Below are 23,775 nucleotides of genomic sequence, written 5' to 3' on the forward strand. Positions count from 1 at the left end.
CTCATGGTGACACTTTTTGACCGGAAGCAGCCAACTGAACAGCCAGCTGAACATTCGCACGGAGCGCATGCTCATAATACGGGCTACACGACCTATCAGGAGCCGGATACGCGCGTGCCGCCGAAGCCGCGCCCGGTCTTCGATGCGGTGTCCGTCAATGGTGTGGCGATCAACGAAACCGACATTCTGACGGAGGCTCAAAACCATCCGTCGGAAAATCCCGGCGCGGCACTGCTTGCCGCCGCGCGGGCGCTGGCGATCCGTGAGCTTCTTCTGCAGCGTGCGAGGGAAACCGGCATCGTGCCCGAGCACGAGAAGGATGCAGAAGGGCGCAGCGAGACCGACGAGGATGCGCTGGTGCGCATGGTGATCGAACGGGAGGTGGAAGTGCCTTCCGCCACACGCGAGGAAGCCTTGCGCTTTTACGAAAACAACCGCCACCGCTTCACCAGTGCGCCTATTCTGGAGGCGAGCCATATCTTGATCGCTGCCGATCCTGCTGACAGCCAAGCCCGTGAGAAGGCCCGCACGACCGCATCCCATCTGGCATCCTCGGTGATTGCCGCGCCTGCCACATTCGCCTCGGTTGCGCATGAATATTCGTCCTGTCCTTCGGGCGCGCAAGGCGGCAATCTGGGTCAGCTCACACGTGGCAGCACGGTGCCTGAATTCGAGCGGGCGCTGGAACGCCTGACACCTGGTGAAATAACGCCAGCCCCGATTGAAAGCCGTTTCGGCTTTCATATCGTACGGCTTGACCGCCGTATCGAGGGCGAAGAATTGCCCTTCGACTATGTTGCCGACAGGATTGCCGGCTGGCTTGAAGCCTCCACCTGGTCGAAGGCCGTGTCGCAATATATCGCGATCCTCGCAGCCGATGCCGACATTACCGGCATCGATCTGCTGTCGAACGAGGGAGCCGAGGCATGAGCCATGAACCGACACTTGCAGCCATCCTGGCCGCAAAGGATGTGCCGGTGGACCAGCTTCTGGCTGGCGTAGCGCATCGGGCGAGGCAGGCAGGGCTGCGCGTGGCGGGCTTTCTCCAGCACCGCGAGAGCAATACGGATGAATGCTGCCGCGATATCGAGATCGAGCATATTGGCACCGGCGTGACGCAGATTATCTCGCAGTCGCTCGGTTCGGGGTCGAAGGGGTGTCGTCTCGATCCAGCGGCCCTTGCCGATGTGGCAGGTTCGCTTCTGGCGGAACTCGATAGCGGCGCCGATATGCTGATCCTCAACCGTTTCGGCAAGGGCGAGACGGAAGGGCATGGTTTCCGCTCCATCATCGAAATCGCCTATGCGCGCCAGATTCCGGTGCTGACCGTGGTGCGGGAAACCTATGTCGAAGGCTGGAACGACTTCGCCGGTGATTGCGGCGTTCTTCTGGCTCCTGATAGCCAGGCAACGCTTGGTTGGTTCGACCGGGTGACGGAACCCCGGCAGCTGTCGGAAGCCGTTTGACGGCGGTCTTTCTGCCGGAATCGCTGCTCTATAAATCGAGCTGGTCGCGACGGTCTTCCGCAATCAGCTTGCGGATCTGATAGACGATCTGGTCTCCATGGGCCTTGCCAAGCAGATCGGCGGTATCCACGTCCCGTTCTTCGATGGCGCGGATCATGTCTTCATGCTCGGTGACGTAGCGCTCGGGCAGGCGATCGGCGAAAGACTGGTAATAGAGGCGCAACAGCCTGCGCCCTTCATCGAGAAGCCTCGAAAAGAAGGTGGTGTAGAACGGATTGCGACCCGCTTCAGCAATAGCGGCGTGAAAGTCGCGGTTTGTCGCGATCATTTCCAGCGCGTTTTGTGAGCGGACTGCGCGGGCAAAAGCTTCCTGATGCGCACGGATGTTCTCAAGATCCTTGTCGGTCCGGTTGCGGGCGGCAAGCCGCGTGGTCACGCGGTACATCAGCGTTACTGCGTCGAAAAATGCGGGCAGGCTCAAAAAGTCGATATTGGACACAACGGTCGAGCGATTGGGAAGCGTGGTTACGAAACCGTCGCTTGCCAGCCGCACCAATGCTTCGCGTATAGGCGTGCGTGACATGGAAAAGCGTTCGGCCAGCTGGTTTTCATCAATGGGGCTACCCGGCGCGAGCGAAAGATCGATGATCTCGTCGCGCAGCACGTCGTAAACCAGCTTGACACCTGAACCCTTTTTCCGGTCGGCTGTCTGGTTTGCGTCGTCTTTGTCCATGATCTTGTCTGTCCTCTGTCGGTGTATTTGCCGCAGCACAACTGCATTCTAACACCAGTTTAAATCTCATCGGTCAAGCAATCCTATCCCGAAATAAAATTTTGGTCGACAAGAAAAATACAAAGTGTATATTTTACTTCAATACAAGGTTCGGCAGACCGATTGTAGATCCAGCCCGCGTGAAGAACGCTCAAGGAAAAACGTCCAAGGAACGACGCTATGACCTCTAATATTTTCTCCGGTTGCATTCCGGCCCTCATGACCCCCTGCAAGCCCGACCGCACGCCGGATTTCGATGCGCTGGTCCGCAAAGGCAAGGAACTGATCGCGAAGGGCATGTCTGCGGTTGTCTATTGCGGTTCCATGGGCGACTGGCCGCTTCTCTCGGATGAGGAACGCATGGCTGGCGTTGAAGCGCTTGCCAAGGCAGGCGTGCCCGTCGTCGTCGGCACCGGCGCTGTCAACACGAAGATCGCTGCCGCCCACGCAGCCCATGCGCAGAAAGTTGGCGCGAAGGGCCTGATGGTCATTCCGCGTGTTCTCTCGCGTGGTTCGTCGATCTCGGCGCAGAAGGCCCATTTCAAGGCGATCCTTGCGGCAGCTCCCGATCTGCCAGCCGTTATCTACAACAGCCCGTATTACGGCTTTGCGACCCGCGCCGACCTGTTCTTCGCACTGCGTGCGGAACATCCGAACCTCATCGGCTTCAAGGAGTTCGGCGGTGCGGAAGCCATGCGTTATGCAGCCGAAAACATCACGAGCGCCGATGACAATGTAACCCTGATGGTCGGCGTCGATACCGGCGTTTTCCACGGCTTCGTCAATTGCGGTGCAACTGGTGCGATCACCGGCATCGGCAATGTGCTGCCGAAGGAAGTCCAGCATCTGGTGGCACTGTCGAAGGCCGCCGCCAAAGGCGATGTCGAGGCACGCAAGCTGGCGCTGGAACTGGAAGCCGCACTGGACGTGCTGTCATCCTTCGATGAAGGCCCTGACCTCGTTCTCTTCTACAAGCACATGCTGGTTCTGACCGGCAATCCGGAATATGAGCTGCATTTCAATGAGACGGACAAGCTGTCCGATAGCCAGCGCGGCTATTGCGAAACCCAGCTTAAGCTGTTCCAGACCTGGTATGCCGACTGGCTCAAGCAGGGCAGTGCGGCGGCGAAATACGCTGCCTGAAACGCATACAGATAAAAGAAAAAGGCGCCGAATTCCGGCGCCTTTTTGTGTCTGGTCAGGATATGGCGTCCAGACCCTTATCCTTCAGTTTTTCCAGAAGCGCCATTTCGGCAGCGGTAAGCATGATGCCTTTGGCCAATGAATCGCGGCGGGCGGCAAAGCGGCGCTGCGACGGCAGGCGCGCGCCCTGTCCGGCTATCGCTTCGATCAGGATTTCGCCGCGCTCCTGCGGATTGCCGCGACCACCTGCCATGCGAGCAGGGTCGAAGGCAATGATGAGTTCGCCATGGCGCGGCGCCAGCGTCGTCGTGCCAAGGAAATCGAGCGCTTCGGGGCTGGTGAAATCACCGATCATCACACCGGCCAAAAGTTCGATCATCGTGGAGATGGCCGATCCCTTGTGCCCGCCAAATGGCAGCATCGCGCCTGCAAGGGCGGCTTCCGGATCGGTCGTCGGATTGCCGTCTGCATCGACGGCCCAGCCTTCCGGCAGCTGCTTTCCGGCGCGACGGTAGAGTTCCAGTTCGCCACGTGCGGCAACGCTGGTCGCAAAGTCGAACACATAAGGATAATCGCCGGAGCGAGGCCAGCCGAAGGCAAAGGGGTTGGTGCCGAGAAGCGGCTTCGTTCCGCCAGCGGGCGCAACGGTGGCATAGCTCGGGCACATGGCCATTGCCGCAAGCCCCTGTTCGGCAAGTGCTTCGACTTCCGGCCACAAGGCCGCAAAATGGGTGCAGTCGTTGATCGCCAGCGCCGCGACGCCGAGCTTGCGCGCCTTCTCGACGAGGGCAGGCGTACCGCGTTCGAACGCCAGATTGGCAAAACCGCCCTTGGCATCGACGCGAACGACGGCGCTGTCATCGGTCGTGACGACCGGATCGGCATCGGCAACGACCTTGCCGCTCTTCAGCGTGCGCAGGCAGCCTTCGATACGGTAGACACCATGCGATTTGCAGCCGTCGCGCTCACCCGCCACAATCGTCTTGGCAATGGCTATGGCATGATCGGCGCTGAAACCTGCCTTGTGCAGGATTTCTCGCACAAGCCTGGCGAGTTCTTCTGTCGAAATCGAAATGGTGTCGCTCATTCTGTCATTCCTTGCCAATTCTCGGGGGCCGTTCTTAAGGGGGCAGTGCTGGGCTGTAATAGGCGTGAAGGCGAGTATCGTTCGTTGAATGCATACAAGATGCATGCAGGCTTGTCATGTCGCGCAGGTCGGCCGGAGGCTGCGGCAAAAGGGCTGGCGGGCACATCAAATGGTGCGATGGTGGAATGCAGAAAATCAATCAGTTTTATTCTGAGCGTCATTATCATGAATAACTTCACCTGTTTGATCCAGATCAAAGAGGTTGGCAGGCGACGGGTCTAAACCCCATTACGTGGCGTGTTGAGGCCGAGACGGCAGGTGCGCCAATCGTTGGAGATCAGGACAAAATGCGTAACATCGCGATCAAATTTGCTGCCGCAGGCATCCTCGCCATGCTGGCTGCCCCCGCTCTTGCCGAAAATATCGAAGTTCATATGCTCAACAAGGGCGCCGAGGGCGCCATGGTTTTCGAGCCTGCCTATATCAAGGCCAATCCCGGCGACACGGTCACCTTTATTCCGGTGGACAAAGGACATAATGTCGAATCCATCAAGGACATGATCCCTGAAGGTGCCGAAAAGTTCAAAAGCAAGATCAACGAGAACTATGTGCTGACGGTTACCCAGCCCGGCGCATATCTGGTAAAGTGCACACCGCATTATGCCATGGGTATGATCGCGCTCATCGCTGTCGGTGACAGCCCGGCCAATCTCGACCAGATCGTTTCGGCCAAGAAGCCGAAGATTGTTCAGGAGCGGCTGGAAAAGGTCATCGCCAGCGCCAAATAAGAGCGCCAAATAAGATTGACCGAAAACTCTCGATGAGCCGAACTTGAACCGGCTTCATGACGAGGACATCATGACCAGACAGCCAGGCCTGCAGGCAGTACCTGCTGCGATGCCATCCGATCAAAAAGGTATGCCGCGCGGACTGAAAATGACCGGTCCCGTCCTCCTCAGCTATGGCTTCCGCCCATTCTTTCTGGGCGGAGCCATATGGGCCGTTCTGGCCATGCTCTTCTGGATATTGTCACTGACACTCGGAATGCCGCTCGGCGGCTCCTATGGCGGGTTGAACTGGCACGCCCATGAAATGGTGTTCGGTTTCTCCTCTGCCGTTCTGGCAGGCTTTCTGCTGACAGCCATTCCGAACTGGACGGGAGGCTTGCCGGTATCTGGCACACCGCTCGCCATTCTCTGTGGGGTATGGCTTGCCGGACGGCTGGTCTTTCTGGAGCCTGACCTGATCGATGTGCACTTTGCAGTCGTTGTCGAAAGCCTGTTTCTGCCCTTGCTGCTTTTCATCTGTGCGCGGGAAATCATTGCCGGGCGCCAATGGAAAAACCTGAAGGTACTGGTTGGCGTGACGACGGTGATGGTTGCCAATCTTGTCTTCCATTATCTGATCCTGACCGACGGCGACGTGGCATTGGCTAACCGCATCGGGGTCAGCGCCTATGTCCTGCTGGTCATGGTGATTGGCGGGCGCATTGTGCCAAGTTTCACCCGCAACTGGCTCAACAAGATGGGGCGGACACGCTTTCCGGTGTCTTTCAACCGCTATGACGGTTTCAGCATTCTTGTCGGGGTGGCTGCCTGCATCGGCTGGATCGCCGCTCCTGATCAGACGATAACGGCGGTGCTGGCGTGGATCGCAGCCCTGTTTCACATCGTGCGGCTTTACCGCTGGCGGGGATGGTCTGTGGCGCGGGAAAAGCTGCTGCTGGTTCTTCATGTCGCCTATGCGTTCATCCCGCTCGGTTTCATCGCCATCGGTCTTTCCGCCATTGATCGCCTCAACCCCTATTCCGCCTTGCATGTCGTGACTGTCGGCGCAATCGGCTGCATGATGCTGGCGGTCATGACGCGGGCCACCCGCGGCCATACCGGGCGCGAACTGACTGCCTCGCCCGTCACACAGGTCGCTTATCTTTGCCTTGTCGCGGCAGCGCTGATCCGTCCGCTGGCGGAAGTCATGCCGAATTTCTTCCATACCATCCTCGCAGCATCGGCTTTGCTCTGGATGGGTGCTTTCGGGCTTTATGTCCTGGAATACGGTCCGATGCTGTTGCGTGAGAGACGCCAGCGCATGGCCGGGGCGTAATCCGCCTCATTTCGATACCATTATAAAGCGCAGTCCGTGGTGATCTACGGGCTGCTTTTTTGTGTTTCGAGAGGTGAGTCGCGACGCCAGAGCTGCGATTCGGCCCGTCCGAAGGGCCTGAAACAGGGGTGTGGAAAGAAAAATCACACTCAAGATCACATTTAAATCGTTATAATGTTATGGCCGTATTGTTATGCTTTTGAAACGGTGTTACCGGAATTGGTGCCTGAGAGGCTGGCCTTAAAAGGACTGCGAAATCTCAGGCAGCACGAGCGCGATGCGCTCTGGCTTAGTTGTTTTACGCATATCGGCACCGAACCGGGTTTCGTCTGCCGGACATGCTCAAGGCTTTGCTTTTGGCAAGGAGGTTGCCGCCGATGAATTTCGCCCCGCCCGTATCAGATATGCTGCAACTCGCCAACTGCATTCGCGCTCTCTCGATCGATGCCGTCGATGCCGCCAATTCCGGCCATCCGGGAATGCCGCTCGGCATGGCTGACGCCGCAGCCGTTCTGTTCTCGAAGCATCTGAAATTCGACGCATCGGCTCCCAACTGGGCGGACCGCGACCGTTTCGTGCTCTCCAACGGTCATGGCTCGATGCTGCTTTACAGCGCGCTCTATCTGGCGGGCTACAAGGATGTGTCCATCGATGAGCTGAAGAACTTCCGCCAGTGGGGTTCGAAGACCGCCGGTCATCCGGAATATGGTCATACAGAAGGCGTTGAGCTGACCACCGGCCCGCTCGGTCAGGGTCTCGCCAGCTCTGTCGGCATGGCAATCGCCGAACGCGCGCTCGCCGACCAGTTCGGCAAGGATATTGTCGATCACCGCACTTATGTGTTCTGCGGCGACGGCTGCCTCATGGAAGGCGTGGGACAGGAAGCGATCTCGCTTGCCGGTCACCTTCGCCTCGGCAAGCTGATCCTGCTTTATGATGATAACGGCATCACCATCGACGGCAGCACGGAAATCGCCTTCACCGACGATATTCCCGCCAAGTTCAAGGCTTGCGGCTGGAATGTCGAAAAGGTCGACGGTCACGATCACGACGCCATCGATGCGGCGCTGACGCGCGCCAAGGCTCAAGCCGACCGCCCGACGCTGATCGCGCTCAAGACTGTCATCGGCTATGGTTCGCCAAATCGCGCCGGTACGAGTGGCGTGCATGGCGCGCCGCTGGGTGCCGCGGAAAACGCCGCCACCAAGGCGGCGCTCGGCTGGACGGCGGAAGCTTTCGAAATCCCTGCACCGTTGCTCAATGCCTGGCGTGAAGCCGGTGCGCGTGGCGTTTCGGAACGTGAAGCATGGCAGAAGCGCGTTGATACGCTGCCTGCAACCGAACGCGCCGAATTCGACCGTCGTATTGCCGGCGTTCTGCCGGAAGGCTTTGCGGCAGTTGTCCACGACGCCAAGCAGCGCCTCCTCGACAAGCCGCTGAATGTTGCGACCCGCAAGGCAAGCCAGATCGCGCTTGAAAGCCTGACGGCAGCCCTGCCGGAAATGATCGGCGGTTCGGCTGACCTTACCCATTCGAACCTCACCCGCGTTCCTGCCGTCGACAGCGATTTCACGCCGGAAAAGAGCGGTCGCTATGTCAGCTACGGTGTGCGTGAATTTGCAATGGGCGCGGCTATGAACGGTATAGCGGTTCATGGCGGTTTCATCCCTTACGGCGGCACCTTCATGGTGTTCTCCGATTACGCCCGTAACGCCATCCGCCTTTCGGCGCTGATGGGCGTGCGTGTCATTCATGTGCTGACACACGACTCTATCGGTCTCGGCGAAGACGGCCCGACCCACCAGCCGGTCGAACATCTGGCCAGCCTGCGCGCCATGCCGAACCTTCATGTCTTCCGTCCGGCAGACACGATTGAAACGCTGGAATGCTGGGCTGTGGCGGTTTCTGATCCGCATACGCCTTCGGTTCTGGCCCTGTCGCGCCAGAACGTGCCGCAGCTGCGCACCGATAATGGCGAGAACCTTTCCGCACGCGGCGCCTATGTGCTGCGTGAGGCGAAGGGCGAACGCCAGATCACGCTGCTTGCCACGGGCACGGAAGTCTCGCTCGCAGTGAAGGCCGCCGAAAAGCTCGCAGAAGAAGGCATCGCAACGGCGGTTGTCTCCATGCCGAGCTGGGATCTGTTTGAAAAGCAGGGCAAGGATTACCGCAAGGGTGTTCTGGGCGATGCGCCGCGCATCGCCGTCGAGGCCGCAGGCAAGTTCGGCTGGACACGTTATGTCGACAGCGAAGACGACGTGATCGGTATGGATGGCTTCGGCGCTTCTGCACCTGCTGAAGTGCTCTATGAAAAATTCGGCATCACGGCCGAGGCGATTATCGCCCGCGCCAAATTCTTGCTGGAGCAGGGCAAATGACGATGGCTGGCAATTTTTCTCCACTGGTTCTGGTGGGCGATAGCGATCGCGTGGAAGCAGAAGCGGTCGGCGCCTATCTCGACAACTGGGCTGGCAAGGACGGCTTGCGTCTTGCGACCGCCGACGCCATCAAGGCTATTCTTGCTGGCGCAACGCGGCTCGCCGGTCGCATTGCACGCGGTTCGCTTCCCGGCGATCCGGGCAAGCTTGTCGGCGTCAACAGCGATCAGGACCAGCAGAAGTGCATTGATGTCGGTTCGCACAATCTGTTCGTCGAGCTGCTGATTGCGGCGGGTGCAGCCTCCATTCTTTCGGAAGAAGCGGACCTCCCCGTAGCAGGCAAGGCCGATGGGCTGATTGCCGTTGCCATCGATCCGCTTGACGGTTCGGGCAATGTGGGTCTCGGTGCACCGCTTGGCACGATTTTCTCGGTTTTCCCGGCAGATACGGCTGAGCCGTTTTTGCAGCCCGGCAACCGCCAGATTGCAGCCGGTTATGTTTCCTACGGCAATTCGGTCGATCTCGGCTTTTCGGTCGGCGAGGGCGTGATCTTCGCGACCTTCGATCCGGCAAGCGGGATTTTCCATATCACGCGCCGCAATGTGACACTGCCGGAACGCACGTCCGATCTGGCGTTCAACGCATCCGTCCAGCGGCATTTGTCCGCTGGTATGCAGGCCTATGTCAACGACGCATTCCTTGGAAAGGATGGTCCGCGCGGGCGTAACTTCAACATGCGCTGGCTCGGTGCTGCGGTGGGCGACATGCACCGCATCATGCAGCGTGGCGGTTTGTTCTTTTACGTGAATGACAGCCGCCCCGGCTACGAAAAGGGCCGCTTGCGGCTCGTCTACGAAGCCAATCCAATTGCTTTCCTCGCCCGTGAGGCGGGTGGCAAGGCGACCGACGGTTCGAGATCCATTCTCGATATCGTCCCGCAATCCTATCACGAGCGCAGTGCGCTGGTGTTCGGCGTGGCCGAAGAGGTGGATATCCTTGGCGAATACTTCGCGAAATAACCTGATCTGACATCGTCTGGAGCATTGGAAATGCTCCATCCATTTGTTTTTACGCGCATCTTGTTCCGAAAACCGTTTCACACTTTTCGGGATGCGCTCTAGGAGGCTAGAAATGGCGCGCATTACGCTGCGGCAATTGCTCGATCACGCCGCTGAAAAGGGTTACGGCGTCCCGGCATTCAACATCAACAACATGGAACAGGCGCTTGCCATTATGGAAGCGGCGGATGCCGCCGATGCGCCGGTGATCCTGCAGGCTTCGCGCGGCGCGCGTTCCTATGCAAACGACATCATGCTCCGTCATATGATGGATGCGGTGACGGAAATTTATCCGCATATTCCGGTTTGCGTGCATCTGGACCACGGCAACGAAGCCGCCACCTGCATGACCGCCATCCAGGCAGGCTTTACCTCCGTCATGATGGACGGTTCGCTCAAGGCTGACGGCAAGACGCCTGCCGACTGGGACTACAATGTTTCAGTCACGCGTCAGGTCAGCGAGATGTCGCATCTCGGCGGCATCTCGGTGGAAGGGGAACTCGGCGTTCTGGGTTCGCTCGAAACCGGCATGGGCGATGCAGAAGACGGCCACGGCGCGGAAGGCGTGCTGTCGCACGACCAGCTTCTGACCGATCCGGACGAAGCCGTGAAATTCGTGCGCGAAACCAAGGTCGATGCACTGGCAATCGCCATGGGCACGTCGCATGGCGCTTACAAGTTCAGCCGCAAGCCGGACGGTTCCGTGCTCGCCATGAATGTGATCGAGGAAATCCATCGCAAGCTGCCGAACACGCATCTTGTCATGCATGGTTCGTCTTCTGTGCCGGAAGAGCTGCAGGAAATCATCAACAAGTACGGCGGCAAGATGAAGCCGACCTGGGGCGTTCCGGTTGAGGAAATCCAGCGCGGCATCAAGCATGGCGTGCGCAAGATCAACATCGACACGGACAACCGCATGGCCCTGACCGGCCAGATCCGCCGCGTCCTGCAGGAAGATCCGAGCGAATTCGATCCGCGCAAATACCTGAAGCCTGCAATGGCTGCCATGACCAAGCTCTGCAAGGAGCGCTTCGAGCAGTTCGGCACTGCCGGTCATGCTGCCTCGATCCGTCCGATCCCGCTTTCCGAAATGGCAAAGCGCTATCGCGATGGTTCTCTGGACCCGAAGTTCAGCTAAATTCTGCTGTTAAACCAAGTCTCGCTGAGACTTGGTTAAGCCCGTGCGGCGATTGAGCATCTTCAGGGCGTGATGCGTTAGCATCTTAGCGCCCTGCTATAAGCCAAAAGAAAAGCGGCCTGATGGCCGCTTTTTTTGTTTTCAAGAAACTGAATAATCAGCCCTTGTTGTACTTCGCGTCAACTTCGTTGATCGCGTTGACATTGCCAGCCGAACGGCCGTTTTCGTCAAAGGTCTCAGCAAGGAAGGCGTCGGCAATGGTCTTGGCTACTTCCGAGCCGATGACGCGGGCGCCCATGGTGATGATCTGGGCATTGTTGGAAAGCGCTGCGCGCTCTGCCGAATAGGTGTCGTGCGTCAGCGCGGCGCGGATGCCCGGAACCTTATTGGCTGCAATGCATACGCCGATGCCGGTGCCGCAAACGAGGATGGCGCGGTCATAGGTGCCGTCGAGAACGGCGGAAGCCACGCGGTCGGAGAGGTTGGCGTAGAATGTATCTGCGCCAGCGTCTGTACGCGAGATTTCCGAAACCTCGAAGCGATCCTTGAGGTGATCGGCGAGAACCTTGGCCAGACCTTCGCCGGCGCTGTCGCCTGCTACTGCTACTTTCATCATATTGCTCCTTAATTAGCTCGAGTCTTGGCGGCACACTTGGCCAGAATGTCGAGATAACCTTCGACGTTCCATGCCGAGCGACCGATGAAAAGCCCGTCAATGTGCGGGCAAGCGATCAGCTCTTCGCAATTGCCCGGATTGACCGAGCCGCCATAGAGGCAAGGCACACGACGACCGAGTACGCTTTCTGCAACCGCGATGATTTCCGCCTGGCGCGCATCGGCATATTCCGCCGATGCCGGGATACCATTTTCGCCGATGGCCCAGACCGGCTCATAGGCAAACAGGATTTCCGCCTGCTTCTGGTCACCGGAAAGCTTGGAAAGTGCACCGCGCACTTCTTCCTCAAGAACTTCCGCGGCGCGTCCGCTTTCGCGGTCTTCCAGCGTCTCACCGATGCAGATGAGTGGGATCAGGCCGTGGCGCACCGCAGCTTCGACCTTGAGGCCGACCGTTTCGTTGGTTTCACCGAAATGTTCACGGCGCTCGGAATGACCGAGTTCGACGATATCGAGATTGCAGTCCTTGAGCATCAGCGGCGAAATCTCGCCGGTCCATGCTCCCTGATCGGCCCAATGCATGTTCTGCGCGCCGACCTTGACGGAGGTGCCGAACAGGATTTCCTTCACTTCGCGCACGGCGGTAAAGGGCGGGATGACGAAACGCTGAATGTCGGTCGAGCGGCTTGCATCGGCAGCTTTCAAGGCTTCGGCGAAAATGCGGGCCTCGGCCAGCGTCTTGTTCATCTTCCAGCTGGTGCCAATCCAGAATTTTGTCATGCTCGATTTTCGTCCTCTAGGTTTATGCGCAGTCGTCAGCGATGGTCAGTGCAATGCCCGCCTGTTCAAGATCGGCCAGTACGGTCGCGTCGGGGGAGGCATCGGTTATGATCGCGTCGAAATCGGAAAGATCAGCCATGACATGCAGGGCAGGGCGTCCGAACCGCTGGTGATTGACCAGAAGGCAGGTGCGGGCGGCGGATGCCGTCATCGCGCGCTTGGTGCGAACAACATTCTCATCCATGTGATAGACGAGCTTGCCATTGACTGCAGGCGAGGAAATGAAGGCGATGTCGGCGCTCAGATGCGACAGGGCCCCTTCCGTCAGGATGCCGAAAAACGCATTGAACTTGGCTGAATAGGTTCCGCCGAGCGCAATCAGATTGATCCCGTTCTCGCCCTTCAGTTCATCGATGATGACGGCATTGTTGGTGATGACTGTCAGCGGGCGCTTTTCCAGAAGCATGCCGCCAAGGACAGCCGCCATGGAGCCGTCATTAATCATCACCGTCATGCCGGGTTCAACAAGCTCAAGCGCGGCGCGGGCCATTTTCTGCTTCGCTTCGCCGTCCTGCCGTTCGCGGAAGCGGAAATCGCTTTCAAATTGTGTGCCGGTATCGATTGTCGCGCCGCCGCGTACTTTGCGCAGCACGCCGGTATGTTCCAGCGAATCCAGATCGCGATGGATCGTCATTTTTGATACGGCAAACCGATCCGCCAGATCGTCGAGGTCGACGGCCTGATTTTCGATCAGAAGGTTTATAATCGCCTGTCTTCTGTCGTCGCGCTTCACGCTCTCGTCCGATCTTATTGGCGGAACATTTTCTGCGCGAAGTTAGATCACAAAATCACAAAATAATCCATTGCAAAAATGTTATTATGTTATTTTCCGTTCGGCTGCTCAACGAGCGTCTTTGCCGTGCGTTCATCGGTGATGAGACCGTAAAGACGACCGCTTTTCAGCACAGCGCGGATGGCTTCCGCCTTGGAAATTCCACCGGCAAGGCCCACGATTCGGCTCATATCCGCGTTTTCGACTGATGCAGCGATGGTGCGGGCGGTCAGCGCGGTTTCAAGGCGCTGGCCATTGGCGTCAAAGAAATGGCCGAGCATTTCGCCAACACCGCCGAGGCTGGCGATCTCTTCGACCTCGGCCAGTTCTATCATGCCGGATGTGACAAGCTGCGCCTGCGCATCGACAGTGCCGATGCCGACGATCTTCAGTTCGGCTTGGCAACCCATGTCGAAAACGGTGGTGACGCCGCGCTGTGCGAGCAGCACTTCGCGGTCTTCCGCCGTGTTGGCGAAGAAGGGCACCGGCATCACATAAGCAGGCATACCGGTCTTTTCGGCGATACGGTGCATAACGTCATGGGGGTTGGCGGCGAAATTGCGCGTCAGGCCGCCGAGCAGCGACACGAAGCGCAGATCATTGGCGACGACGCGCGGCATATAGTTGACTGCAGCCGAAAGCGTGCGGCCATGGCCGATGCCGATGACTTCATGGTCGCCATGCTCGATCTCGCGGCGCAGAAAATCTGCACCCGCATGGCCAAGCGCCATGAGCGGCAGACCTTCCTCACCGATGTCGGGAACGACTTCGCAATAGTCGAGGCCGTACATATCGGCGAGACGATTTTCGAGGTCGATACATTCGGTAATGTCGCCGTCGATACTGACCTTCACCGCACCGTCCGCGACGGCTTTGGCAATAAGGCGATGCGCTTTCACGGAGGGCAGACCAAGGCGCTTCGCAACGGCTGACTGGGTCATGCCCGCCACGAAGTGAAGCCATGCGGCGCGCAGCGCCAGTGAATCGTCAGCATCTGCCATTGAAAGCGGTCCGGTTCCTGAAATCGTTTATATCTTCAAGTCCTTAGCGCCGGTGTCAATGTGCGGAGCCCAGAAAGCCACACTTTCCGCAATCTGCGGAATGACTTCACGGTCATTCGGCTCGCGCTCCTTGAACGACAGTTCGAGGCAGATTTCATTGTCCACAGCGCCGCCTTCGGCAAAGGCTTTCAGAAGCGGTTCCGGCTGGATGCGTCCCTTGGCATTGAACGCGGCTGTGAAAGGACGATGTCCGCCCTTGTCCATCAGGCTCTGCTTGATGTGAATGATCGGCGAGACTTTCGGCACGGCGCGTGCCCAGGCGTAGGGATCGAAATCGTCCGGATTGGCGGAAGTCACATCGCCGTGGTCGATATCGGCCATCATCCACATCGGAATAGCCATGTCGGCGGCGGTCAGGCGATCCTGAAGCTTCATGCATTCGGCAATCGTCTCGCCAAATTCACGCCCGATGCTCATCGGTTCCCAGAACACATAGTCGAGACCGGCACGGCTCGCATGTTCGGCGACTTCCGCCCAGCAATCGATGGCGATCTTGATCAGATCTTCGCGGCGCGCAGCGTCATCGAAATCCTTATAGGTGAAGATCGCAAACTGCGTGCCGACCGACTTGCCGCCAAGATCGCCGATAATGTCGGCGAAGGTCTTGAACCAGTCGACATAGTAACGGCGCACTTCTGCGTCCGGATGGCCGAAATGGTTGAGGCGGCCATAGGGGCCGGTCATGCCCGAAGTGACGCGAACACCGGTACGCTGCAAGGCCTTGTCCATGTCGCGCGTCAGGCGGCGGATGGTTGGAGCCTGCCAGCTTGGATTGATGAACTCGTGTGTGAGCTGGAGATCGCGCAGGCGCAGATCGCGCGCAACCGTTTCAATCAGGTCATCCGGTTCGGCAAAGCGGTTCACAAGTGGATTGGTGTTCAGAGAAAGCGTAAGGGCCATAGTGTCCTCAAGAGACCATTTTAGCGTTGTCGAACCATTCCACGAAAGCGGCGCGTTCGGCTTCGGTCAGGTGCAGATAGTGCTTGGTGCGGCGATAGAGAATGTCTTCCGCCGTCATTGCCCATTCCCTGGCCACCAGATAGCGCACTTCCGCCTCATGGAAATTGCCGCCGAAATGACGGCCGAGCCCTTCGAGGTTCTGTGCGCCTGCAACAACGTCTTTCGTGCGTGCGCCGTAGAGACGACCGTAGTGCTGGACGAGCGCGCGCGGCATCCACGGATAGGTGTCGCGCAAGGAGTTGGCGAAGGTTTCATAATCGGCATTGGCGATTTCGCCGCCCGGAAGCGGTGCGCCATGAGTCCAGTCGCCGCCCATCTTCGGGAAAATGTGCTTGAGGCGATGCATGCCGCGCTCGGCCAGCTCGCGGAAGGTGGTGATCTTGCCGCCAAAGACGTTGAGCAGCGGCGCGTCGTTGGTTTCATCGAGGTCGAAGACATAGTCGCGGGTGACGGCGGAAGGGTTGCCCTTGCCGTCGTCGAACAGCGGACGCACACCGGAGAAGGAATGCAGCACGTCTTCACGCCTGAGCTTTTCCTTGAAATAGCGGTTCACTGCAGTCAGCAGATATTCGATTTCCTTCTCATCTGCTGCAACATCTTCGGCACGGCCTTCATAGGCGATGTCGGTGGTGCCGATCAGCGCCTTGTCGCCCTCGTAGGGATTGATAAAGATAACGCGCTTGTCGTGGTTCTGGACGAGATAGGCATTTGCGCCCGACCAGAATTTCGGAACGATGATGTGGCTGCCCTTGACGAGACGCACATTGCGCGACGAGTTGGAGCCGGCGACATTGTGGATGACATCCGTGACCCATGGTCCGGCGCAATTGACGATGCAGCGCGCGCGGAATGTGCGGGTTTCGCCCGTGTCGCGGTTTTTCGTTTCCACGATCCAGCCGCCTTTTTCGCGACGAGCGGAGACGACAGGCGTGCGGGTCAGAATGGTCGCGCCTTTTTCAGCAGCGCCAACCGCATTCAATGCAACGAGACGGGCATCATCGACCCAACAGTCGGAATATTCGAAGCCCTTGGTATATTGGTCGAGGATCGGCGTGCCTTCCGGATCGCGCCGCAGGTCGAGCGTGCGTGTGCCGGGAAGCTTCTTGCGGCCGCCGAGGTGGTCATAGAGAAACAGGCCAAGCCGCACCAGCCAGGCGGGACGGTCCTGCGGGCTGTGCGGCAGAACGAAACGCATTGGCCAGATGATATGGGGAGCGGCGTTCAACAGCACTTCGCGCTCGATCAGCGCTTCGCGCACAAGGCGAAACTCATAATATTCGAGATAACGCAGACCACCATGTACCAGCTTGCCGGAGCGTGACGAAGTTCCCTGCGCCAGATCGTCTTTTTCCGCCAGCACCACCTTGAGGCCGCGCCCGGCGGCGTCACGGGCCACGCCCGCGCCGTTGATACCACCGCCGATGACAAAGAGATCGCAGGTTTCCGGTTCAGCCATTTCATGCTCCTTCGGATGCAATTGCATCCCATAGTCTATATGTGCCGGAAGGAAGGTCCGGCCTTATTCGTTTTGTTCACCGCATTTCCGAACGCAAAACCGCTTCACGCTTTTGCTGGAAATGCTCTATCGGAAGCCAACTTGTCCCAGACGGGCGTCAGTGCCAGCCGGGCTTCCTGATAGGCAACGAAGAGTTCTTCATAGTGCTTTGCGCGCGGACCATCCGGGGCCTCGCAAGGGCCAAGCAGCGGCTCGACCCATTCCGCAATACATGCATCCATGCTTGGATAAGCGCCAATGGCCACCGCAGCCATCATGGCAGCACCTGCGGCTCCCGCCTCTTCACGCGAGGAAACGCGCACGGGCGCATTCACCGCTGCGGCAAGGGTGCTGCGCAATGCTTTTGAACGCGCTGCACCGCCGGTGATGCGCAATTCTGCGGGCATTTCACCCATGGCCGTGTAGCAATCGCGCGTCGCCATTCCGAGGCCCTCGACAACCGAGCGCACCATTTCCGGGAAACGGTCGCGGCTGGAAAGACCGACGAAACCGGCCCGGGCATAGGCATTGACGAAGGGACCGCGTTCGCCCGCTTCCGAAATATACGGATGATAGAGGATTGCACCCGGACGGCTGGCATTAAACCAGTCATCAAGGCGGGGAATGAGGTCACTGAGCGAAACAGGCTTGTCTGGCGTCGACATGAGATCGGCAGCAACCTGCAATATCCAGTCGATGTTGATCGTTGCCCCCATATTGGTCTGCACCTGGGTGACGATGCCGGGAATGGGCAGCGCGATGACGTAACCGGTGCCTTCCTTGTTCAGGTGGATATCGGCAACCGGCTTGGCGCGCATATGGACGCCTGTCGAACCAATGGTCGAGCACCCGGCGCCTGCTGTGCCGCCGCGCACGCCCGCACCAAGTGCTGTCATGGCCATATCGACATAGGCGAGACTCACCGGCGTCCCTGCCCGCAAACCCGTTGCAGCTGCCGCTTCGGGGGATAGCGGATGCTGCACTTCGGTGCCGTCGATGATTTCCGGCAGCAATCCACGCCGTTTCCTCAGACCGAGCGCGTCGATGACGACATCGTCATACTGGCGATTGCGGAAATTGCCGAAGGTGAAGCTTGCTTCCGAAGGGTCGGTGGCGCGAACGCCGGTGAGATTGAGATAGAGCCAGTCTTTGCAGTGGAGCGCGACTTCGGCATTGTCCAGCAGCTCGGGCGCGATGCTGTCCATATGCGCCATCTGCGAGCCTTGCTGGCAGGTGTTCAACCCAGTGCCGGTCGCTTCAAAGCGCGCGCGGTTCATGGGGCCAGCGGCGAGGCGCGTCACCGTCGTTGCCGCGCGGGCATCGAGCCACAGCCAGGCATCGCCGACCGGCTGCTTGTCGCGGCCAACAAGCCAGGTTCCGTCACCCTGACCGGTAACGGCGATTGCCGCAGTGCGTTCGGCAAGGCCGGGCATCTTTGCACCGAGGTCGCGCAAGGCGCGCGCGCAGTCCTGCCACGTCTGGGAAAGCGATTGTGTGACAGCGCCATGTTCGCCGGTATCGTATTTATTGCGAACGGCAGCAGATTCGATCTGGCGTCCGCTAAGGTCGAAAGCGACTGCCTTGAGCACAGACGTGCCCGCGTCGATCCCGATGATGATGTCACCTTTCTCACGCATGGCGGCTATGTGCTTTCATTGACATTTGGATTCCTCCCGCGACTGAAAATACGTCGCTCGCAGCCCTGTTTATAATGAAATCGGGCGATGGCGTATGCTGGAGATAACATAACGCTATCACGTTGTCTGTAAAATTTTCTAGATGGCGCATTTTTTTTCACCAAAGAGTGAATGCAGGGGAAATCTCCGCGCCTTCGAGTGCGGTTTTCCCACTGTTTTCCATCAATAGCTTAATGTTTCTTCGGTTTTAAATATGTTTAATTCATTGAAAATAAAAGAAAATATAGAAGTTTGTGAGTATCTTTGTGGCGGGCTTTGCGAGAAAAGACGGTGCTGTGAATAGTGCGATTGATAACGAATTATGTAGTGGATTTCTCTAGATCGTGATCGAGATTCGGCGCGAAATTGTGCTATTTCACCGGTGTTTCGAAAACATCCGATTGACAGCTTTCGAGCTTTATAACATCATTATTGGAGTTAATAACACGCCGCTATCATAGGTTTTGATTGCGGCGCATCTGTTTCCAGGATGCACGGAGGAGCGGGGCCCTGGAATTCATGTGGAGGCTATCATGATCTCGTCTGTCGCGTCCTGCACCGCTTTGGCGGAGGCTTTTGCCTATCCGGTAAGCGTGATGACAATGGTCGAGGGTAATCTCCGGGCGGTCTAATTCAGCCGCATCATCCGTTTCCATAACGACAATACGGCAGAATTGCTGAAGGCGTTTGATAATGAGTGCACAAACCAGTCAAGTTTCACAAAAACCCGCCAAGCTGAGCCGCGCCGTCGTCTGGAGCGTGATCGCTGCGATCGTGGTTGTCGGTGCGATTGCCTTCGACACGAAGGTCGTGAAGATCGGGTCTGATTCCGATGTGCGCCAGCAGGCTTTCTCCCCCGATGCCTACGGTGCTTCCGAATTCCCCAAGGTGAAGGCGAGCGTTGAGCAGCGCGCCGTGGATGCAGTGGAAGTTGGAACGGCTCTCGCCGCCGACAAGGCCGCCGCCGGAAAGAAATATGGCGTCGGCGACGTCAATCCGGTTGTCCCGGTCAAGTTTACAGGCACCGTTGAGGAGCGCAAATCCAACTACAATGTCGTGAAGGTCGACGGCCTGCCGGAAGGCGTTGCCATCCGCGTTCAGACCGGCCCTGCCGTCAACGGCACCGATCTGCGCGATGCGACCGGTGAAATCCAGTTCGGCCAGTTCAAGAACCAGATCGAATATCAAAATGCCGGTTCTGCCCTGAACAACGAGATGAAGAAGCAAGTGCTTTCCGGCGTCGATGTCGAGAATCTCGTCGGCAAGACCGTGACGGTGGTTGGCGTGTTCAAGGTCGTCAATCCGAAGAACTGGCTCGTCACGCCTGTGGGGCTCGAAGTGAAATGAGCACCGCTTCGAAAATCGAAGGCAAAAACGGTGATGTCGTTCTTGCCGCAAACAACGTTGCCAAATCCTATGGTCGCATTCATGCCCTGAAGGGCGTGAATTTCGAGATTCGCCGTGGTCAGGTCACGACGCTTTTCGGCGAAAACGGCGCTGGCAAATCAACGTTGATGAAAGTGCTTTCGGGCGTCATCCAGCCGACTTCGGGCACAATCATTCTCGATGGCGAACCTGTGACGTTCAATTCGTCCACCGAAGCGCGCGACCTCGGCATCTCGATCATCCATCAGGAATTGAGCCTCGCGCCCAACATGAACGTGCGCGACAACATCTTCATGGGGCGCGAAATCCGCACCGCCACCGGCGTTGATTTTGCCGAGGAAGAACGCCTGACGCGCGCGCTTCTGAAGGAACTGGAAGAAGACATCGACCCGCTGACGCCGGTCGAGGAACTTCGTCTCGGCCAGCAGCAGGTCGTTGAAATCGCCCGCGCCCTTTCGGTCAATTCGCGCATTCTCATCATGGATGAGCCGACTTCGGCGCTCAGCGCCTCGGAAGTGGAAGTCCTGTTCAAGGTCATTCGCGACCTGACGGCGCGCGGTGTCGCCATCGTCTACATTTCGCATCATCTGGAAGAAGCGTTGCAGATCACCAATCATGCGGTGGTGCTGCGCGACGGAACCATGACGGCCTATGCGCCGCGTGAGGAAATTGATCTGGAATGGATCGTGCGCAACATGGTCGGCGAGAACTTCGATCTCGGCTCGCCTCCAACCGGATATGACTGGGGCGATGTGGCGCTCTCTGTTGAGAACCTGACCGTTCCCGACCCGGGTGGCGCGGGCTTCTCGCTGGTCGACCGCATGTCGCTCAATGTGCGCGCAGGTGAAATCGTCTGCATTTATGGTCTTATGGGCGCCGGTCGCACGGAACTTCTGGAAACCGTTGCCGGTCGTCTCAAGGCAAGCGGCGGACGCGTTCTCCTCAAAGGGCAGGACGTTTCCGGCCTCACCATCGCACAACGTATCGAGAAGGGCCTTGTGCTGGTGCCGGAAGATCGCCAGCGCGACGGTCTCGTCCAGACGATGACGGTCGGCAAGAATCTGTCGCTCGCCAGCATCACCGAAATGACCAAGGGTCTGTTCACATCGCGCAAGCGCGAAAAGCAGATTGTCGATCAGTCGATCAAGAATGTGCACATCAAGACGGATGGCGGCGAAGCGGCAATCGGTTCGCTTTCCGGTGGCAACCAGCAGAAGGTCGTGATCGGCAAGATGCTGGCGACCGAGCCGGAAGTCATCCTGCTTGATGAGCCGAGCCGCGGCATCGACATCGGGGCGAAGGCGGAAGTGTTCAAGCTTCTGGCTGAAAAGGCGAAGCAGGGTCTGGCCGTCGTCTACACGACTTCGGAAGTCGGCGAATGCCTCAGCATCGCTCATCGTATCATCGTCATGCACCGTGGACGCATCTCCGCCGAATTCGGATCGGACGTGTCCAAGGAGAAGATCATGGCCGCCTCGGGCGAAGCCATGGTCGGTCACTAAAGCATAATCCCGAAAAGTTGCAGACTTTTCGGACAAGATTATGCGTTAAAACAAAAGGATAGAGCATAAGACCCGACAAAGTCGGGTTGTTAAATGCTCTGGTTATGGAGCACTGATAGAATGTCAGTCACGAGCACCAACAAAGAAACAGCGGCTCCGAACGGCGCGAAGCGGAAACCCGGCATCGTGCATCTGCTGCTCGAAGGTCGTGCATTTTTTGCACTGATCGCGATCATTGCAGTTTTCTCGTTCCTTTCGCCTTATTATTTCTCGGTCGATAACTTCCTCATCATGTCGTCGCACGTGGCCATTTTCGGCCTGCTTGCCATCGGCATGCTGCTCGTCATCCTCAATGGCGGCATCGATCTTTCCGTTGGCTCCACATTGGGGCTGGCCGGTGTGGTCGCCGGGTTCCTGATGCAGGGCGTGACGCTGCAGGAATTCGGCATCATTCTCTATTTCCCGGTCTGGGCCGTGGTTCTCATCACCTGTGCGCTCGGCGCATTCGTCGGCGCGGTCAATGGTGTGCTCATCGCCTATCTGCGCGTTCCGGCCTTCGTTGCGACGCTCGGCGTTCTCTATTGCGCGCGTGGCGTGGCGCTTCTGATGACCAATGGCCTGACCTACAACAATCTCGGCGGACGTCCGGAGCTTGGCAATACAGGCTTTGACTGGCTCGGTTTCAACAAGCTGTTCGGCGTGCCGATCGGCGTTCTGGTTCTGGCGGTTCTCGCCATCATCTGCGCCATCGTTCTCAACCGCACCGCATTTGGTCGCTGGCTCTATGCGTCGGGTGGCAACGAACGTGCGGCTGAACTGTCCGGCGTTCCGGTCAAGCGCGTCAAGGTGTCGGTCTATGTCATTTCCGGCATCTGCGCTGCCATTGCAGGTCTGGTTCTTTCTTCGCAGCTGACGTCGGCCGGTCCGACGGCAGGCACCACCTACGAACTGACGGCAATCGCTGCCGTGGTTATCGGTGGCGCTGCGCTCACTGGGGGGCGCGGTACTATCCAGGGCACACTTCTCGGCGCTTTCGTGATCGGTTTCCTTTCCGACGGCCTCGTGATTATCGGCGTGTCCTCCTACTGGCAGACCGTCTTTACCGGCGCGGTAATCGTGCTCGCGGTTCTGCTCAACAGCATTCAATACTCCCGGCGATGATCGATAGCGGCTCTGTCCACCGTTCCGGACGGAGCCGCGAAAATAACCGGGCGTATCGAAAGACTTCCAAAAAGGCACAAGATCTCGAAAACGGCCTGATGGAAATGAGTACCGCCGGGGAACCGGCATAACACAAACGAAAAATGTTAAGGGAGTGAGACCATGTTCAAGAAGGGAATGCGCGTTCTGTTCGCCGCTGCGGCAGCGTTGCCTCTCATCGCCAGCACGGCCTGGGCCGAAGGACTGATGACGATCATCGTCAACGATCCATCCAACCCGTACTGGTACACCGAAGGTGAAATCGCCAAGAAGACCGCTGAAGGTCTCGGCTACAAGGCTGTTGTCGGTGGCCACAAGGGCGACACCAACACCGAAAGCAACCTGATCGACACGGCTATCACCAACAAGTCGGTTGCCATCATTCTCGATCCGGCCAATGCGGACGGTTCGGTCGGTGCGGTCAAGCGTGCAATCGCCGCCAACATCCCGGTTTTCCTCGTCAATGCGGAAATCAACCAGGAAGGTCTGGCCAAGGCACAGCTCGTTTCCAACAACGCACAGGGTGCCGCTCTCGGTGCGACTCAGTGGGTCGAAAGCGTTGGCGACAAGGGCAAGTATGTCGAGCTGTTCGGTTCGCCATCGGACAACAACGCCGCAACGCGCTCGAACGGCTATGAAACCGTTCTGTCGCAGTATCCGGATCTGGTGAAGGCCGGTCAGGACGTCGCCAACTGGGACCGTACCCAGGGGCACGACAAGATGCAGGCTCTGCTTCAGGCCAATCCGGACATCATCGGCGTTATCTCCGGTAATGACGAAATGGCTCTGGGCGCAATTGCCGCTCTGAAGAAGGCTGGCAAGCTGGATCAGGTGAAGGTCGGTGGTTTCGACGGTTCGCCGGATGCGGTTGCAGCCATCAAGGCGGGTGAACTGCAGTACACCGTTCTGCAGCCGGTTGCCGTGTTCTCGGAAGCTGCCGTCAAGCAGGCCGACAACTTCATCAAGACCGGCAAGACTGGTGTGGATCATGAAAAGCAGCTCTTCGACTGCATCCTGATCACCAAGGACAATGTCGACAAGTACACCTCGCCGTTCGTTCTCGAACAGTAAGGTTTGAAAAGGCGCATCCCGACAGCAGAAAGCTTTCGGGATGCGCATTCTG

Annotated in this window: 21 protein-coding genes; 12 read left to right on the forward strand and 9 right to left on the reverse strand. The window is 58.2% G+C overall.

The genetic code is table 11. From position 1 onward, the window contains the following. Nucleotides 1–3 precede the first annotated feature (3 nt). Together FG152_RS10405 and FG152_RS10410 are read left to right on the forward strand one after the other, a co-directional pair. On the forward strand, nucleotides 4–930 hold the full coding sequence (locus FG152_RS10405) for a peptidylprolyl isomerase (protein WP_010660856.1): 927 nt from the start codon (nucleotides 4–6) through the stop codon (nucleotides 928–930). Continuing rightward, a complete protein-coding gene (locus tag FG152_RS10410; RefSeq protein WP_029928129.1) occupies nucleotides 927–1,466 on the forward strand; it encodes a DUF2478 domain-containing protein in 540 nt (179 codons plus the stop codon). Before FG152_RS10405 ends, FG152_RS10410 begins: the two co-directional genes overlap by 4 nt. A 28-nt stretch (nucleotides 1,467–1,494) precedes the next feature. Here the strand turns inward: FG152_RS10410 and FG152_RS10415 are convergent, their stop codons facing one another. Beyond that, a complete protein-coding gene (locus FG152_RS10415; protein WP_006468363.1) occupies nucleotides 1,495–2,199 on the reverse strand; it encodes a GntR family transcriptional regulator in 705 nt (234 codons plus the stop codon). A gap of 219 nt (nucleotides 2,200–2,418) precedes the next feature. On the opposite strand from FG152_RS10415, the gene FG152_RS10420 reads away from it, so the two are divergent. Then, entirely contained in the window at nucleotides 2,419–3,381 is a 963-nt protein-coding gene (locus tag FG152_RS10420; protein ID WP_278524690.1) for a dihydrodipicolinate synthase family protein, read from the forward strand. Nucleotides 3,382–3,436: 55 nt separating this feature from the next. On the opposite strand, the gene FG152_RS10425 is transcribed toward FG152_RS10420, so the two are convergent. Further along, entirely contained in the window at nucleotides 3,437–4,468 is a 1,032-nt protein-coding gene (locus FG152_RS10425) for an Ldh family oxidoreductase (protein WP_498986399.1), read from the reverse strand. Between the two features lie 347 nt (nucleotides 4,469–4,815). Between FG152_RS10425 and FG152_RS10430 the strand changes: the two genes are divergently transcribed. The 5 genes from FG152_RS10430 to fba all read left to right on the forward strand — a co-directional run bounded on the left by FG152_RS10430 (nucleotide 4,816) and on the right by fba (nucleotide 11,145). Further along, nucleotides 4,816–5,256, forward strand: coding sequence for a pseudoazurin (locus FG152_RS10430; protein WP_010660860.1), 441 nt, complete (start codon nucleotides 4,816–4,818; stop codon nucleotides 5,254–5,256). A 70-nt stretch (nucleotides 5,257–5,326) separates the two neighbouring features. After that, nucleotides 5,327–6,571, forward strand: a complete 1,245-nt coding sequence (locus FG152_RS10435) for an NnrS family protein (protein WP_029928125.1) — start codon at nucleotides 5,327–5,329, stop codon at nucleotides 6,569–6,571. A gap of 377 nt (nucleotides 6,572–6,948) precedes the next feature. Continuing rightward, complete coding sequence (gene tkt / locus FG152_RS10440) at nucleotides 6,949–8,949, forward strand: transketolase (RefSeq protein ID WP_036587135.1); 2,001 nt, start codon at nucleotides 6,949–6,951, stop codon at nucleotides 8,947–8,949. Continuing rightward, complete coding sequence (locus FG152_RS10445; protein WP_151895801.1) at nucleotides 8,946–9,968, forward strand: class 1 fructose-bisphosphatase; 1,023 nt, start codon at nucleotides 8,946–8,948, stop codon at nucleotides 9,966–9,968. The genes tkt and FG152_RS10445 overlap by 4 nt, the downstream gene beginning before the upstream one ends. 112 nt (nucleotides 9,969–10,080) lie before the next feature. Then, nucleotides 10,081–11,145 carry a class II fructose-bisphosphate aldolase gene (gene fba, locus FG152_RS10450; RefSeq protein ID WP_010660864.1) on the forward strand — a complete coding sequence of 355 codons (1,065 nt, stop codon included), beginning with the start codon at nucleotides 10,081–10,083 and terminating at the stop codon, nucleotides 11,143–11,145. Between the two features lie 157 nt (nucleotides 11,146–11,302). Here the strand turns inward: fba and derI are convergent, their stop codons facing one another. The 7 genes from derI to FG152_RS10485 form a co-directional block, all read right to left on the reverse strand. Then, a complete protein-coding gene (derI, locus tag FG152_RS10455) occupies nucleotides 11,303–11,758 on the reverse strand; it encodes a D-erythrulose-4-phosphate isomerase (protein ID WP_029928121.1) in 456 nt (151 codons plus the stop codon). 11 nt (nucleotides 11,759–11,769) lie between these two features. Continuing rightward, nucleotides 11,770–12,540: a triose-phosphate isomerase gene (locus FG152_RS10460; protein ID WP_036587137.1), complete on the reverse strand. Its 771-nt coding sequence runs from the start codon at nucleotides 12,538–12,540 to the stop codon at nucleotides 11,770–11,772. Nucleotides 12,541–12,562: 22 nt separating this feature from the next. Beyond that, nucleotides 12,563–13,333: a DeoR/GlpR family DNA-binding transcription regulator gene (locus tag FG152_RS10465; protein ID WP_029928117.1), complete on the reverse strand. Its 771-nt coding sequence runs from the start codon at nucleotides 13,331–13,333 to the stop codon at nucleotides 12,563–12,565. 89 nt (nucleotides 13,334–13,422) lie between these two features. Beyond that, the gene (locus tag FG152_RS10470; RefSeq protein ID WP_011982651.1) at nucleotides 13,423–14,373 is read right to left on the reverse strand and encodes a sugar-binding transcriptional regulator; all 951 of its coding nucleotides are present in this window, start codon (nucleotides 14,371–14,373) and stop codon (nucleotides 13,423–13,425) included. A 27-nt stretch (nucleotides 14,374–14,400) separates the two neighbouring features. Further along, nucleotides 14,401–15,333 carry a TIM barrel protein gene (locus FG152_RS10475; RefSeq protein ID WP_036587138.1) on the reverse strand — a complete coding sequence of 311 codons (933 nt, stop codon included), beginning with the start codon at nucleotides 15,331–15,333 and terminating at the stop codon, nucleotides 14,401–14,403. A 7-nt stretch (nucleotides 15,334–15,340) separates the two neighbouring features. Further along, the gene (locus FG152_RS10480; RefSeq protein ID WP_043061612.1) at nucleotides 15,341–16,849 is read right to left on the reverse strand and encodes a glycerol-3-phosphate dehydrogenase; all 1,509 of its coding nucleotides are present in this window, start codon (nucleotides 16,847–16,849) and stop codon (nucleotides 15,341–15,343) included. Between the two features lie 104 nt (nucleotides 16,850–16,953). Then, nucleotides 16,954–18,525 (reverse strand): FGGY-family carbohydrate kinase, encoded by a 1,572-nt coding sequence (locus FG152_RS10485; RefSeq protein ID WP_278524695.1) that lies wholly within the window; start codon nucleotides 18,523–18,525, stop codon nucleotides 16,954–16,956. A 732-nt stretch (nucleotides 18,526–19,257) separates the two neighbouring features. On the opposite strand from FG152_RS10485, the gene FG152_RS10490 reads away from it, so the two are divergent. The 4 genes from FG152_RS10490 to FG152_RS10505 all read left to right on the forward strand — a co-directional run bounded on the left by FG152_RS10490 (nucleotide 19,258) and on the right by FG152_RS10505 (nucleotide 23,723). Then, nucleotides 19,258–19,911: a DUF2291 domain-containing protein gene (locus FG152_RS10490; RefSeq protein ID WP_011982655.1), complete on the forward strand. Its 654-nt coding sequence runs from the start codon at nucleotides 19,258–19,260 to the stop codon at nucleotides 19,909–19,911. After that, nucleotides 19,908–21,452, forward strand: a complete 1,545-nt coding sequence (locus FG152_RS10495; protein ID WP_011982656.1) for a sugar ABC transporter ATP-binding protein — start codon at nucleotides 19,908–19,910, stop codon at nucleotides 21,450–21,452. Before FG152_RS10490 ends, FG152_RS10495 begins: the two co-directional genes overlap by 4 nt. A 120-nt stretch (nucleotides 21,453–21,572) precedes the next feature. Beyond that, the gene (locus tag FG152_RS10500) at nucleotides 21,573–22,613 is read left to right on the forward strand and encodes an ABC transporter permease (protein ID WP_010660874.1); all 1,041 of its coding nucleotides are present in this window, start codon (nucleotides 21,573–21,575) and stop codon (nucleotides 22,611–22,613) included. Nucleotides 22,614–22,775: 162 nt separating this feature from the next. After that, entirely contained in the window at nucleotides 22,776–23,723 is a 948-nt protein-coding gene (locus FG152_RS10505) for a D-ribose ABC transporter substrate-binding protein (RefSeq protein WP_010660875.1), read from the forward strand. The last annotated feature ends 52 nt before the right edge of the window (nucleotides 23,724–23,775 follow it).

This window comes from Ochrobactrum sp. XJ1, from assembly GCF_024701725.1.
Classification (GTDB): Bacteria; Pseudomonadota; Alphaproteobacteria; order Rhizobiales; family Rhizobiaceae; genus Brucella; species Brucella anthropi.

Excerpts from the sequence above, each read along its gene's own strand:
- FG152_RS10460 (WP_036587137.1), bottom strand. The coding sequence starts at position 12,540 with ATGACAAAATTCTGGATTGGCACCAGCTGGAAGATGAACAAGACGCTG.
- FG152_RS10410 (WP_029928129.1), top strand. The coding sequence starts at position 927 with ATGAGCCATGAACCGACACTTGCAGCCATCCTGGCCGCAAAGGATGTG.
- FG152_RS10445 (WP_151895801.1), top strand. The coding sequence starts at position 8,946 with ATGACGATGGCTGGCAATTTTTCTCCACTGGTTCTGGTGGGCGATAGC.
- FG152_RS10490 (WP_011982655.1), top strand. The coding sequence starts at position 19,258 with ATGAGTGCACAAACCAGTCAAGTTTCACAAAAACCCGCCAAGCTGAGC.
- FG152_RS10415 (WP_006468363.1), bottom strand. The coding sequence starts at position 2,199 with ATGGACAAAGACGACGCAAACCAGACAGCCGACCGGAAAAAGGGTTCA.
- FG152_RS10485 (WP_278524695.1), bottom strand. The coding sequence starts at position 18,525 with ATGCGTGAGAAAGGTGACATCATCATCGGGATCGACGCGGGCACGTCT.
- FG152_RS10435 (WP_029928125.1), top strand. The coding sequence starts at position 5,327 with ATGACCAGACAGCCAGGCCTGCAGGCAGTACCTGCTGCGATGCCATCC.
- FG152_RS10500 (WP_010660874.1), top strand. The coding sequence starts at position 21,573 with ATGTCAGTCACGAGCACCAACAAAGAAACAGCGGCTCCGAACGGCGCG.
- fba (WP_010660864.1), top strand. The coding sequence starts at position 10,081 with ATGGCGCGCATTACGCTGCGGCAATTGCTCGATCACGCCGCTGAAAAG.
- FG152_RS10495 (WP_011982656.1), top strand. The coding sequence starts at position 19,908 with ATGAGCACCGCTTCGAAAATCGAAGGCAAAAACGGTGATGTCGTTCTT.
- FG152_RS10505 (WP_010660875.1), top strand. The coding sequence starts at position 22,776 with ATGTTCAAGAAGGGAATGCGCGTTCTGTTCGCCGCTGCGGCAGCGTTG.
- FG152_RS10425 (WP_498986399.1), bottom strand. The coding sequence starts at position 4,468 with ATGAGCGACACCATTTCGATTTCGACAGAAGAACTCGCCAGGCTTGTG.
- FG152_RS10475 (WP_036587138.1), bottom strand. The coding sequence starts at position 15,333 with ATGGCCCTTACGCTTTCTCTGAACACCAATCCACTTGTGAACCGCTTT.
- FG152_RS10420 (WP_278524690.1), top strand. The coding sequence starts at position 2,419 with ATGACCTCTAATATTTTCTCCGGTTGCATTCCGGCCCTCATGACCCCC.
- derI (WP_029928121.1), bottom strand. The coding sequence starts at position 11,758 with ATGAAAGTAGCAGTAGCAGGCGACAGCGCCGGCGAAGGTCTGGCCAAG.
- FG152_RS10405 (WP_010660856.1), top strand. The coding sequence starts at position 4 with ATGGTGACACTTTTTGACCGGAAGCAGCCAACTGAACAGCCAGCTGAA.
- FG152_RS10470 (WP_011982651.1), bottom strand. The coding sequence starts at position 14,373 with ATGGCAGATGCTGACGATTCACTGGCGCTGCGCGCCGCATGGCTTCAC.
- tkt (WP_036587135.1), top strand. The coding sequence starts at position 6,949 with ATGAATTTCGCCCCGCCCGTATCAGATATGCTGCAACTCGCCAACTGC.
- FG152_RS10430 (WP_010660860.1), top strand. The coding sequence starts at position 4,816 with ATGCGTAACATCGCGATCAAATTTGCTGCCGCAGGCATCCTCGCCATG.
- FG152_RS10480 (WP_043061612.1), bottom strand. The coding sequence starts at position 16,849 with ATGGCTGAACCGGAAACCTGCGATCTCTTTGTCATCGGCGGTGGTATC.